Below are 13,523 nucleotides of genomic sequence, written 5' to 3'. Positions count from 1 at the left end.
TAATTAAAATCCAACATTTACACCGATGCTGAAAATACGAGTCGGCAAATAAGTAGATGATACTGATCCATCAAAGCTCTCTGTTGGATTCATACCTTTGCGTTTCGAGAATAAAGCTAAGTTCTCACCAGTGAAGAATACACGTGCAGTAGACAAGTCGATTTTGTTCAACAAGCTGCTTGGTAATCTATATTGGAAGTTTACGTTTTGGATGCTAAAGTAAGAAGCACTAGTTAACCATCTTGTAGAAGCAGCATTGATGTTGTTGCTGTTTGCTTGGTCTAATCTAGGGATATCACTTGTTGTATTCGTAGTGGTCCATGCTTTCATTGCATCAACATGGTATGATTTACCATATGAGTTGGTGCTCATTAAACCAACATAGTTACCATCATAGATTTTACCACCGATTTGGTAGTTCAACAAGAATGATAAAGTGAATGCTTTATAGTCGAAAGTATTGATGATGGATCCCATTACATCAGGAATAGAAGTACCTGAATAATCGAATTTAGCATAGTTTTGGTTGGTTACATATTCCTTACCATCAACCACACGGATGTTTTCTTGTGCAGTACCATCTGCAGGGATGTAAAGAGCAGAACCATCTGCATGGTCAACACCAGCATATTGTCTCAACCAGAAAGCGTAGTAATCTCTACCCACTTCTCTTCTCTTGTTACCTGCTGTGATCACTGGAGTTTCAACTGGCATCTTCGTGATCTCGTTCTTGAAAGTCGTGAAGTTCTTGGTCAATGTCCAAGTGAAGTTATCGTTTCTTACGATATCACCTGTTAATGACAATTCAAAACCTGTATTGTACATGGAACCAACGTTTCTGAATTCTGTACTAACGGCAGAAGAAAGAGGACGTGGAACGGATAACAATAACTCGTCAGAACCTCTCTTGTAGTATTCCGCCTCACCTCTTAATCTGTTGTTGAATAAAGAGAAGTTCACACCTACGTTGAAAGTATTTGAAGATTCCCAAGTCAAGTTAGGGTTTGCTAATGAACTAAGAACAGTTCCTGGCAATCCACCGTTTGACCATCCAAGGTTGTAAAGCGCTTGGTATCCGTAATAGATTCTATTTCCGTTTACATCCAATAGGTGGTTGTTACCAACTTGGCCGTATGAAGCTTTTAATCTCAAATCGTTAACCCAAGTAGCACTAGACATAAAGTCTTCTTTGTTGATTGCCCATGCAGCACCAACTGAGAAGAAGTTACCCCATCTTTTGCTATCGTCAAAGATTGAAGAACCATCCGTTCTGAAAGATGCATCAGCATAGTACTTCTCATCGTAGTTATAAGATGCTCTTGCGAAGTAAGACTCAAGACGGTTCACGTTTTTGTAACCTCCTGCAGAAAGTGGAGTTACGTAGTTATCTAATTCAGTGATACCAGAAGTAATCTGTCCAGTTTTAGTAGCATTTCTGCTGCTGAATTGATAATCATAGTTTTCGTGACCAGCTATTGCTGAAACGTTATGCAAATCAAATGATTTTCTGTATTGCAATACTTGGTTGAAAGTATATGATTTAGTGATGTAGTTTTCAGCAGAACCTAAACCATTGTAAGAAACACCATCACCCACTTTGTTGTTCCAAGAGTAATCGAAGTTTCTGTTTGAAAGGTCGATAGTTACTGTAGGAGTGAATGTGAAATCTTTTAGGAATTTGATTTCCATAAATGCTCTACCACCTAACATCGTACGTTTGTTCAAACGAGTGTTCAAGATGGTCTCGTAGATCACATGTCTACCTGGACTTGCGCCAGAAGGTCTGTTGATAGCACCTGGGTGCATTCCGTAGTCATAATATTGTTCGCCAGTAACTGGATCAACCACTGGTGCTCCTGTTGTAGCGTCGAATGCATGCACTGGGTAGATAGAACCTAAACCTCTGATGAAAGAGAATGGGTTGACGTATGAGTTAGCATTTCCTGTTGAAGCATCAGAAGCTAATGAGCCTTCTGACATAGCTCCAGAAATGTTAACACCTGCTTTTAACCAATCTTTGATCTGAGAGTTTACATTGATCCTACCGTTGAAACGTTGGAAGTCTGAGTTAAGGATATAACCTTGATCGTTCAAATAACCCAATGAAACGTAGTAATCAGTTTTTTCATTGCTACCACCAATGTTAATATTGGCATCTGTTCTTTTTCCTACACGCTGAATAGCATCAAACCAGTTGAAATCATCATATTTCAAACCTGCATTTGGATTCATCGTACCATCTAAAGAAACGATTTCATTGTCAGCAACGTTGAAAGGGTTGTAAGCTAAGAATCTCTTGATATTGTCGAATGCATATTTATTCGCATCTGCTTCTGAAGCACCTGGGCTTCCGTTAGCAGGGAACATTCTTGAGTTTTTGATAGCTTGGAATGCTACTGGGTAGTAATCATTGATTCCTACTGTTTCGTATTCTTGGATACCTCTTTGCGTAATACCTTGAGTTAAGCCAACATTTAATTTAGTAGCACCGCGACCTTTTTTCGTTGTGATCATGATCACACCGTTTCCAGCTCTAGATCCGTACAATGCTGCAGAAGTTGCATCCTTTAAGATAGAGATGCTTTCGATATCATCTGCATTTAGGTCTCCGATGTTACCATCAAATACAGCACCGTCCACCACGTACAAAGGAGAACTTGAAGCACTCATGGAACCGATACCTCTTAAACGTACACTAGCACCTGATCCTGGCTGACCATTTCCTGAAGAAACAGAGATACCTGGAGCCATACCTGCCAACGCATTCGATACGTTGGATACAGTACGTTTATCCAAATCTTCTGCACTCATGGTAGCCATGGAACCTGTTACTTCAGATTTCTTAGCTGTACCATAGGCAACGACAACAACCTCATCAAGTTCTTCGCCTGATAAGCTTAATTGAACATTAATGATGTTATTGTTGCTAACAGTTACGGTCTGCGAAGCATAACCGATAAATGAGAATGTGATGCTACTTCCAGAAGCCACATTGGTCAATGTGTACTTACCGTTAGCATCTGTTTGAGTCGCGTTAGTTGAACCAGACACACGAACTGATACACCAGGCAATGCTTGCCCATCGTTCGCCGAGGTAACTGTACCACTCAAATTTTGATTTTGCGCAAACGTTTGCCCAATTAGGCATGTAAACACAAAAAGAAGACAGAGTAATTTTTGTTTCATAAAAAATTGATCTTTTAATTGTAATTGTTAATAAAAATTAGACTTACGGCTAAATAAATAGTTATTAATGCCGTAAAAATATTAAAAAAGTCAATATTTTATCATTATTAAACGTTTTAAGTAAAAATATTTATTGAATAGAATTTGTTAGGGTAATATTTCAACTTAGTTGTCTCTATTCATTAATAATCTAACTATAGTTTATCTAATTTTCTTATGATTCAGAATTAACAACACACTCTTTCCGTAAATACGAAATTTTATTTTCAATTTTTAGCAAAACAAACTGCCTGTTTAAATGGAATTAAAACATATTTAGGGCGTTTTTAGAAATTTTGATAATTTTTTGATTAAAATATAACTACTATGGCAATTCCAAGAAGAATTGCAATTATTCATTATAAGAATAATTCTTTCTCTTTTTATCCAATTTGGTTGTCAATTATTTAATTTGATTTCATTTGGTTAGCTAAATCGAAAAAACAGCCTGTGGACCTACTTCAGCGCAGATTCTATCCTACGAATTTATCAGAATTAAGGAAACAGGAATAAGAAAAGAGGGAGGTTAGGCGAGTAGATTAAATGACAATAATATGATAATCGCAGAGCGATATCACTGTATTAAATTTAAAACTAGTTGTGGATTGTAACTAATTAGACCCTGGAGCGTCTATTTCGGTGATGATATAGACATCTTCTTGGTCTTTTTTCATCTTGTATTTCTCGCGAGCAATGCGTTGGATCTCACTTTGGTTGTATTGTACATCCTTAATGGATTGGGATATACTTTCAATTTCATTGGTATAGTATTCTTTCTCCTGTTCCAATTTGGTTTTTTCAGTCTGAAAGTTGTATTGGGTAGCAATGTCGTAACGATCGAAAAAACACATCCAAACTAAGAATGCAACTCCTGCGATAAGATATTGATTACGGATAGTATTGATGAAACGTTCCATAGGCTAGACCAAAGCAATTAAAATTCGGTTAAAGATAACTATTTTAAGATGAACAATACAAGGGGAGAAACAGTAATTAAATTAACCATTGTGGAAAACTAAATCTTTTTAAAATTTAGAGGCGCTGCAAAGTACCTAAACTCAATTCGTGAAAACGAAAAGCATAAAAAAAGGGAACCGCTTGGTTCCCTTTTCTGACCTTAAGGTCAATTATTTTTTCGGAGCGTATTTAAAATCTTTTCCGATGAATTTTGCATTCTCGCCTAATTCTTCTTCGATACGCAACAATTGATTGTATTTAGCAATCCGGTCTGAACGAGAGATTGAACCCGTTTTGATTTGACCACAGTTTAATGCTACCGCTAAGTCAGCAATGGTAGTATCTTCTGTTTCACCAGAACGGTGAGACATTACTGAAGTATAACCATTGGTCTGAGCCAAATGAACAGCATTGATAGTCTCAGTCAAAGAACCGATTTGGTTAACTTTTACTAAGATTGAGTTACCAATACCTTTGTCGATACCTTCTTGAAGACGTTTAGTGTTTGTAACAAATAAATCGTCACCAACTAATTGTACACGGTCACCGATCTTCTCAGTTAACAATTTCCAACCTTTCCAATCATCTTCTGCCATACCGTCCTCAATTGAGATAATAGGGTATTTAGCAGTCAATTCAGCTAGGTAATCTACTTGCTCTTCGATAGTACGAACCGCAGCACCTTTACCTTCGAATTTAGCGTAATCGTATTTACCTTTTTCGAAGAACTCAGTCGAAGCACAGTCTAAGGCAAGACAGATTTCCTTTCCTGGTTTGTAACCCGCTTTTTTAATAGCTTCCAAGATAGTTTCGATAGCATCTTCAGTACCTTCAAAAGTTGGAGCAAAACCACCTTCATCACCTACTGCTGTAGACAAGTTACGGTCGTGAAGGATTTTCTTAAGGCTATGAAAAACCTCAGCACCCCAACGTAAAGCTTCTGAGAAAGACTCAGCGCCCACAGGCATGATCATGAACTCTTGGAAAGCGATAGGCGCATCAGAGTGAGCACCACCGTTCACAATGTTCATCATTGGTAGAGGAAGTGTATTTGCATTTACACCACCGATATAACGATATAGAGGCTGACGGCTTTCTTGGGCTGCAGCTTTAGCAACCGCTAAAGAAACACCTAAGATCGCGTTAGCACCTAATTTACCTTTGTTTTCAGAACCATCTAAATCGATCATCAATTTGTCGATTGCGTTTTGTTCAAATACGTCAACACCTTCTAAAGCTTTTGCAATCTTAGTATTTACGTTTTCAACAGCTTTCAAAACACCTTTACCTAAGTATTTCTTTTTATCACCGTCGCGTAATTCTACCGCTTCGTGTGCACCTGTAGAAGCTCCTGAGGGAACTGCTGCACGGCCAACAAAACCGTTTTGCGTTGTTACATCAACTTCTATCGTAGGATTTCCGCGCGAATCTAAAATCTGGCGCGCATGTACGTCAATTATCAAGCTCATTTTATGTGTGGTTTATTTAAATATCTTCCTTAGTTAAATACTCTACTTAGTGTATTTAAGACACTAATATAACAATAATTCTTGCTTTATCAAAAATATGAAAAATCTAAGTGATTCGCCCTAATGCATAGAAAAATTAAATCATGCCTGCATTGATTATTATGAAAATCGCAAACCCAACAGATATACCAATACTTATACTCTCCGCACAAGACCATCACCTATTGATTAGCCTTATTCCCTCCTCCTAAAATAGATGACAAAAAAAAGGTCACATCTTCACGATGCGACCTCCTAAAATATTTTATTTGAAACTATCCTTTTACCATTGCGATAAAATCATCGAATAGATATCTTGAATCGTGTGGACCTGGAGATGATTCTGGGTGATATTGTACCGAGAAAGCATTCTTGCCTTTCACGCGGATTCCTTCAATAGAATTGTCATTTAAGTTTACGTGAGTGATCTCAACTTTATCCGACTTCTCAATATCTTCCGCTACTACACCAAAACCATGGTTTTGAGAAGTAATCTCACATTTATTAGCGATAATATTCTTTACAGGGTGGTTTATACCTCTGTGACCATTGTGCATTTTTTGCGTTCTGATATCATTTGCAAGTGCCAAGATTTGGTGACCAAGACAAATCCCGAACATCGGTTTATCAGCAGCTAAGATATCTTTTACAGTTTGGATAGCGTAATCCATTGCAGCAGGGTCACCAGGACCATTTGAAATGAAGAAACCATCTGGATTCCATTCTTGCATTTCTGCGAAGGTAGTTTTAGCAGGGAAAACCTTAGCATATACCTGACGAGAATCAAAGTTTCTCAAGATGTTCTTTTTGATCCCTAAATCCAATACAGCAATACGAGTCGGAGCGCCCTCTTCACCATAGTAGTATGGCTCGGTCGTAGAAACCTGAGAAGAAAGCTCTAATCCAGCCATTGAAGGCACCTTAGCCAATTCAGCTTTCAAAGAATCTACATCTAGGTTCTCTGAAGAAATGATAGCATTCATCGCACCTTTACTACGGATATGACGAACCAATGAACGCGTATCGATATCCGAGATACCCACCAAATTCTCCTCTTCGAAATAATTCTGGATAGATTGGTCAGCCATTTTACGACTGTAGTTGATGTTATAGTTCTTACAAACTAAACCTGCAATCTGAATCTTTCTAGACTCTTCATCCTCATCATCGATACCATAGTTTCCGATATGCGCATTGGTCGTAACCATGATCTGTGCATAATAGGAAGGATCTGTAAAGATCTCTTGGTAGCCAGTCGTACCAGTGTTGAAACAAATCTCACCTGTGGTAGTACCGATCTTTCCTGCGGCTTTACCATGAAAAACTGTTCCATCCTCTAGGACTAAAATTGCTGGCAATTTGCTGTAGTTGGTCATTCTTATTTCTAGTTAAAACGTATCACTAAATTACTGATAGATTTCCTTAACTCCTAAACATAAAAAAAGCCCAAACGGGCTAACAGATCAATTAAAATATTGACGAGAAGTAGAAACTACTTTTTGAAATGCTATTGGGTAGAAGGTCTCTTTCATTTTTATCGGGAGACAAAGGTACAAATTATTTTAATTCAGAAACAATAGTTTTTTATTTTATTCTTAAGCCAACATGCACAAAAAAAGCCCAGAGATCAATATACCTCAGGGCCCTTAAATTCTTTTAATTTCTATTACTTCGTCAGCTTGAAAATATCATTTCCAAACACGAATATCATCAAGGCTATAATAATGAAGAAACCCACGATCTGTGCCTTCTCCAAGAATTTATCACTCAGCGGTTTCCCTTGGATCATCTCAATCAACAAAAAGATCACGTGGCCACCATCCAAAGCTGGAATAGGCAGGATATTCATAAATGCCAATGCCATAGAAAGCATACCCACCAAGCTCCAGAACCTCAACCAATCCACCTCAGTACCAAACATGGTCGCAATCCCAACTGGACCTGAAAGCGCTTTATCCGCACGAACCTCACCTTTGAAGATCTTTCCGAAACCTTTGATATTATCCGTGATTACCGAGAAAGCTTTGCTAGCTCCCAACGGCAATGATTCCATAAAGCCATATTTATGCTGTACAACAGGAAGGTTCAAGAAACCTAAAGTAGAAGAGCTATCTGCTGCCGCTTTTAAAGCCATCGGACTTCCCTTACGTACAATATCCAAATTAACTTCCTTATTCTTGTTAGCTGCCAATTCAGATTTGAACTGATCTAGTTGCTGCACCTGAACACCATTGATCGACACGATGCTATCCCCTACTTGCAGTCCCATCTTCTCGGCCCTGCTATTCTTTTCGACCATAGTCACCGGAAGCATCTTGAACATAGGTTGAACCAATTCGTTCTTCTTATGCTCAGAAATATCATTCAGGATATCACTAGGCAACTTGATCTCCATTTGCTGACCAGCACGTTCAACGGTCAATACCGCATCGCCCATCAATACCTCAGAAGTCAATAGATCTTGGTAGAATAGGTTTGCTTTTTTACCATTCACGGCAAGGATCTTATCCCCTTCTTTCAAGCCTACCTTCTCACCGATAATGCCCGGTTTCACACCATAAAGTTGCGTATTGTTAAAGTCAGTAGTACCATATTTAAAGGTCAACATCCAAAAAACAACAATACCCACGATCACATTGACAATAATACCGCCTAACATGACGATCAAACGTTGCCAAGCTGGTTTAGAACGGAATTCCCATGGTTGTGGCTCCCCTTTCATCTGTTCGGTATCCATCGATTCATCGATCATACCCGCAATCTTCACATAGCCACCCAATGGCAACCAGCCCACACCATACTCACAACCTTTATAATTGAATTTGAACAATTTCACACCCCAGGCATCAAAGAAAAGATAAAACTTCTCCACCTTGATTCCGAATGCTCGTGCAGCTAGAAAGTGCCCAAGCTCATGCAAGATGATTAATAATGACAAGCCTAAAAGTACCTGCCCAATCATGATTACAATTCCCATCGATTATATTTTTATTATTTTATTTACTATTTAATTATTTAAATACGTTCTATTAAACTTCGTGCCACAGTCCGGCTTTCCAAATCGAACTGCAAATAATCCTCTAAACTTAACGTTTTTTGTGATTTCACCTGACACAATGTCTCTTCAATGATTTCACTCATCTGTAAAAATCCTACTCGATCATTCAAAAAAGCTTCCACTACGATTTCGTTGGCACCATTCAGCACACAGGCCGCATTACCACCCGCCTCAAGAGCCTGAAAAGCCAACTTCAGATTACGGAAAACCTCCATATCTGGCTGTTCAAAAGTCAAATTCGGGTAGTCCAAGAAATTAAAACGCTTGAAATTATTCTCAAATCGCTTCGGATAGGTCAATGCATATTGAATAGGAAGTTTCATGTCTGGCAAGCCCATCTGAGCTTTCAATGAACCATCTTCAAATTGCACCAAAGAGTGTATAATAGATTGCGGATGGATGATTACGTCGATTTGGTCATATTCCAAACCAAACAACCATTTGGCCTCAATCACCTCTAGGCCTTTATTCATCAAGGAAGCCGAGTCAATCGTTATTTTAGCGCCCATGGTCCAATTCGGGTGCTTCAAAGCTTGCGCTTTCGTAACGGACTTTAGATCTTCAATTGATTTTCCTCGAAAAGGACCTCCCGAGGCAGTAAGGATAATCTTCTCAATAGGGTTGGCTTCTTCACCAGCCAAGCATTGAAATATAGCGGAATGCTCTGAATCTACCGGCAACAATTTAACCTGATGTTTTTCAACCAAGCCAGTTATCAATTCCCCAGCTACTACTAAAGTCTCTTTATTTGCCAGGGCGATATCCTTACCCGACTCAATGGCTGCCACCGTTGGCCTCAGCCCTACTGCTCCTACTACCGCCGTCAAGACGATGTCAATATCATCCCTTTGCACCGTTTCCACGAGAGCATCTTCACCAAACAGCACCTCTATCCCCTTGCCCTGCAAAGTATCTCTCACCTTCTCAAAGGCAGCCTTTTCACAAACGACAACCGCAGCTGGTTTGAACTTAAGAGCCTGTTGGATCAATAAATCGGCGTTTCTTCCGGCAGAGAGTACAGTAATCGAAAAATGATCAGGATATTGTTCTACTACTTCTAAGGTCTGTGTCCCAATACTGCCCGTAGAACCTAATATGGCTAATTTCCTTTTACTCAAAACTTAAATGATTTTATATAATGTTATCCATAAGGGAAGGATCAGAACTGCCCTTATAGGCTTTTATCATGTCAATATACACAATTGACATAACAACGCTTACCACTGGGATAATTACAAAGGAATTGATCAGACTCAAGATCTTTGAAACCAAAGAGTATCCCATGTATTCTGTACCTAATTGTAGTAGATGAGTGAATGCAACGATAAATATAATGGCCAACAGCCTCAAAACATTACCTTTTGTCATCGCTAGGCTAAACCTGTACGATTTGAAGGTATTGAAACCATTCTCCACGATGAAGAACGGAAAGAAAGTGGTCCTGATCAACACAAACAGCATGATTACCCCCGTCAAGAAGGGGTGAATCTCGGTCTGAACCGTATTCATGTTGACTCCTAAATACAGCAATGGAAATAATGCCACATACATAATGATGTAAATCACGAATGCGATCAGACTGTACAGTAACAGTCCCAAAATATAATAGCAAAACTGCGACATGCTCGGCAGATAATCCATCAAGCCATGGCTCTTTTCATCCTTTGCTAAGAAAATAGCCTTCTTCAACAGCACTAATTGCAAGCCAAAATAAACGGCCACGAACAACAGCAACAAAAGCACCTTTACGATCAGATTCGAAGAATCTAAATACATAGCTAGAAAAGAAGAAAGGTTGGATGTTACAAAAATTAAAAAACATAGACCAGCAATAGAAATGTAATTCCTCATGAGGATATCTATCGCTCTTAAAACAACGTCGTTAGCTTTAAATGTAATGTCTTTGAGAAAATCTAGCATGGCATAAATAATATTGCAAATATGATAATTTTTTCGGTGGAATCAATTTTTTTAAAGCCCTATATGCTATAAAAAAAGGCTAAGATTTTATATTCTTAGCCTTTTATCGACAATTATTACTTTAAATTTTCTGGAACAGGTTTATCCAATAGGTATTGGTAATAGAACCTGGTTCTTTCCTTGAAATCATAAGGACTTTTAGACCTGTTGAATCCATGTCGGCTACCCGGATAGATCATCAGTTCAAATGGCACTGCTCTATCGGTCAAGGCATCCACCAACTGAATGGTATTCTGCATATGAACGTTATCATCCATGTCTCCATGCATGATACGTAACCTACCTTTGTATTGATTTACATAAGGCAAAATAGAACCGTTCTTATATCCTTCCGGATTAGACTGCGGCGTGTCCATCCAACGCTCGGTATAATGCGTATCATATAGCTCCCAGCTTGTTACCGGCGCACCCGCAATACCATAATCAAAATAATCAGCTCCTTTGGTCAATGCCAGACAAGTCATGTAACCACCATAACTATGTCCAGTAATCAACAATTTGTCCTTAGCCACAAATGGCTTAGCTTTCAACCATTTTGCAACGGTGATATAATCCACCAATTCCCAGTTTCCTAGGTTTCTGTGCATCCAAGCAACTCCTTGTTTACCAAAATGTCCAGAAGCTCTATGGTCAGCCTCAATCTGAATAATTCCTTCTTGAGACCAATATTCACCATTCACCCCTTTCCATGTATTTCTTACGGTACCCGCATCCGGACCACCATAGATACTCATGATCACAGGATACTGTTTTGTTTCATCAAAATCAGTTGGATAGGTGATGATAAGCGGAAGATTAAATTTACCATCTTCAGAAGGGATGGTCAGGTACTCACGTTTTGCAACTTTATAGTTCGCAAAATCATCAGCCTTGCTATCTGCCAATTCCTTCAAAACTTTGCCCTTATTGTCCACAAGAGCAACCTTATTAGGCGTGAAGATATTGGAATAGTTCGTGATGAAATATTTACCATCAGGCGACACCAATACATTATGTGTATAATCACCAAAAGTCAATCTCTGCATTTTTTTTCCATCAAAGCCAATTCTGTAAAGATCCTTCGTTGCAGAATTTTCCTTCCTAGCAGAGAAATAAAGCACTTTACCTTTCTCATCGATGCGCTCGATGGAAGTCACCTGCCAATCACCTTGGGTAATTGGGTTAACCAATTTCCCATCCAGTGTATATAGATAGTAATGTGCCCATCCGGTTTTATCCGATTTCAATATATAGTGTTTGTTATCGGCTAAATAAGTAATGCGCTCATCATGGTCCAAATTGATCCATGTGGGCTGCTCCTCATTGTAGATCTCTGTTTTTTGACCATTTTCAGGATTCACAGCGTAAAACTTCAAGGTATTCTGCTCCCTATTCATCCACTGAACCATGATCGATTGGCTATCAAAGCTCCAGTATGGTTGTCCAAAGTATTGATCATCTTTCTCATTGAAATCAGCCCAAACAACTGGAGAACCTTCCACTTTCACAAAACCAACTTTAACCTCTGGGTTAGGGTCACCAGCTTTTGGGTATCGCGTTTCCTCTAGGTAGCCATGCTGTCCTTTGGAAACATAGATCGGGAACATTGGGACCTTAGTGTCATCAAAGCGCATAAAAGCAATCTCCTTACTGTCAGGAGACCACCAGAAAGCCCTATAATTTGTTGGACGGCCTAAAATTTCCTCGTAATAAACCCATGATGACCAACCATTGTAGATCACATCCGTTCCATCATTGGTGTAGCGAACTTCCTTTCCGGATGCCACTTCGAGACCATACAAGTCACTTTTCCTTGTAAAAGCGACGTATTTACCATCGGGAGATAGCGTTGGGTTCTGTTCTTCTACTTCCGGAGAATTGGTCAATTTCTTAGCCTCCCCTTCCGGATATTGGATGAATACATCTTTATCCTTCACAAAAACCTGCGTCGAAGTATTCACAGGATAGCTGTAGCTCTCCTTTTTACCGGTTTTTACATTGACTTTGAAAAGCTGGTTGTTTGCTCTTTCTATATAATGATTGGCATCGGCCCATCCTTCAAATCGACTGATCGTCTTGGTCAATGAAGGCGCTTGGTTCCATGCCTGCTCATAGGTTAATTTTTTCGTTTGCGCGTCTGCCCCTGCTGTCGTCGACAAGATAAACAGCGTGAGACAAGCCGCTGAAAACAACTTGTTCATATGATTTCGTAATTAGTAATTTGTTTCAATAAATCTTCGAAAATAGGAAATTCTAACCGATCTAGTAAAATAATACCTGTAACATATTTAACGAAATCGATAGCATAAAATTCAAAGGAATCAAATGGTTCTTCTTAGGGTTTATTTTTGGGGCTTTCCCTTTGGCCCCATCATTTTATTGCTTTAGGCTTCCCAAAGCCGCTTGCAATAAAAAAAAGCCACTAAATTATAGTGGCCCATTAATTATGTATTCAAAACTAAATTAAAAAGAGTAATTGTCTTTTTGTACTAGTTCGCCATTGTTCTCAAAACCGTTTTCGTCTTGATTTGGCTCATATCTTTTTTCAACAACTTCTTGGTTAGCTTTAATGTATTCAACTACATCTTGAAGGCCTTCAGCAAACTTTTCGAAGTCTTCTTTATAAAGGAAGATCTTGTGTTTAATGAATTGTCCGTCTTCGAAGCGCTTTTTGCTTTCTGTAATTGTCACATAATAATCGTTCGAGCGAGTGGCTTTCACATCAAAAAAATAAGTACGTTTGCCCGCTCTCACCTTTTTTGAAAATACCTCTTCTCGCTCTTTATTGTCAAAATCTCCCATTAGATTAATATAAA

At 38.8% G+C, this 13,523-nt stretch carries 9 protein-coding genes; all 9 read right to left on the bottom strand.

Annotated features, from left to right (window positions below; all coding sequences use genetic code 11):
• Window positions 1-3: 3 nt before the first annotated feature.
• The 9 genes from ACK2WI_RS08585 to ACK2WI_RS08545 all read right to left on the bottom strand — a co-directional run bounded on the left by ACK2WI_RS08585 (window position 4) and on the right by ACK2WI_RS08545 (window position 13,509).
• Window positions 4-3,111 carry a SusC/RagA family TonB-linked outer membrane protein gene (locus tag ACK2WI_RS08585; protein ID WP_409150388.1) on the bottom strand — a complete coding sequence of 1,036 codons (3,108 nt, stop codon included), beginning with the start codon at window positions 3,109-3,111 and terminating at the stop codon, window positions 4-6.
• A 725-nt stretch (window positions 3,112-3,836) separates the two neighbouring features.
• A complete protein-coding gene (locus ACK2WI_RS08580) occupies window positions 3,837-4,142 on the bottom strand; it encodes a septum formation initiator family protein (RefSeq protein ID WP_093098980.1) in 306 nt (101 codons plus the stop codon).
• A gap of 210 nt (window positions 4,143-4,352) precedes the next feature.
• A complete protein-coding gene (gene eno, locus ACK2WI_RS08575) occupies window positions 4,353-5,651 on the bottom strand; it encodes a phosphopyruvate hydratase (RefSeq protein ID WP_313367583.1) in 1,299 nt (432 codons plus the stop codon).
• Window positions 5,652-5,965: 314 nt separating this feature from the next.
• Window positions 5,966-7,066: a glutamine-hydrolyzing carbamoyl-phosphate synthase small subunit gene (gene carA / locus ACK2WI_RS08570; protein ID WP_312696619.1), complete on the bottom strand. Its 1,101-nt coding sequence runs from the start codon at window positions 7,064-7,066 to the stop codon at window positions 5,966-5,968.
• 290 nt (window positions 7,067-7,356) lie between these two features.
• Window positions 7,357-8,667: an RIP metalloprotease RseP gene (gene rseP / locus ACK2WI_RS08565; RefSeq protein WP_093098976.1), complete on the bottom strand. Its 1,311-nt coding sequence runs from the start codon at window positions 8,665-8,667 to the stop codon at window positions 7,357-7,359.
• 38 nt (window positions 8,668-8,705) lie between these two features.
• Window positions 8,706-9,866: a 1-deoxy-D-xylulose-5-phosphate reductoisomerase gene (locus tag ACK2WI_RS08560; protein WP_093098974.1), complete on the bottom strand. Its 1,161-nt coding sequence runs from the start codon at window positions 9,864-9,866 to the stop codon at window positions 8,706-8,708.
• Window positions 9,867-9,879: 13 nt separating this feature from the next.
• Window positions 9,880-10,524 carry a hypothetical protein gene (locus ACK2WI_RS08555; RefSeq protein ID WP_095067853.1) on the bottom strand — a complete coding sequence of 215 codons (645 nt, stop codon included), beginning with the start codon at window positions 10,522-10,524 and terminating at the stop codon, window positions 9,880-9,882.
• A gap of 260 nt (window positions 10,525-10,784) precedes the next feature.
• Complete coding sequence (locus ACK2WI_RS08550; RefSeq protein ID WP_409150386.1) at window positions 10,785-12,908, bottom strand: DPP IV N-terminal domain-containing protein; 2,124 nt, start codon at window positions 12,906-12,908, stop codon at window positions 10,785-10,787.
• Between the two features lie 262 nt (window positions 12,909-13,170).
• On the bottom strand, window positions 13,171-13,509 hold the full coding sequence (locus ACK2WI_RS08545) for a DUF3276 family protein (protein WP_093098970.1): 339 nt from the start codon (window positions 13,507-13,509) through the stop codon (window positions 13,171-13,173).
• Window positions 13,510-13,523 lie beyond the last annotated feature (14 nt).

It is taken from the genome of Sphingobacterium sp. BS-2 (assembly GCF_046161205.1).
GTDB lineage: Bacteria > Bacteroidota > Bacteroidia > Sphingobacteriales > Sphingobacteriaceae > Sphingobacterium > Sphingobacterium mizutaii.
The sequence above is the reverse complement of the archived record's forward strand: the minus strand, read 5'-3'. Positions and strand labels throughout refer to the sequence as shown.

Coding starts and splice junctions, on each gene's coding strand:
- rseP (WP_093098976.1), bottom strand. CDS start 8,667: ATGGGAATTGTAATCATGATTGGGCAGGTACTTTTAGGCTTGTCATTA.
- ACK2WI_RS08580 (WP_093098980.1), bottom strand. CDS start 4,142: ATGGAACGTTTCATCAATACTATCCGTAATCAATATCTTATCGCAGGA.
- eno (WP_313367583.1), bottom strand. CDS start 5,651: ATGAGCTTGATAATTGACGTACATGCGCGCCAGATTTTAGATTCGCGC.
- ACK2WI_RS08555 (WP_095067853.1), bottom strand. CDS start 10,524: ATGTATTTAGATTCTTCGAATCTGATCGTAAAGGTGCTTTTGTTGCTG.
- ACK2WI_RS08545 (WP_093098970.1), bottom strand. CDS start 13,509: ATGGGAGATTTTGACAATAAAGAGCGAGAAGAGGTATTTTCAAAAAAG.
- ACK2WI_RS08550 (WP_409150386.1), bottom strand. CDS start 12,908: ATGAACAAGTTGTTTTCAGCGGCTTGTCTCACGCTGTTTATCTTGTCG.
- carA (WP_312696619.1), bottom strand. CDS start 7,066: ATGACCAACTACAGCAAATTGCCAGCAATTTTAGTCCTAGAGGATGGA.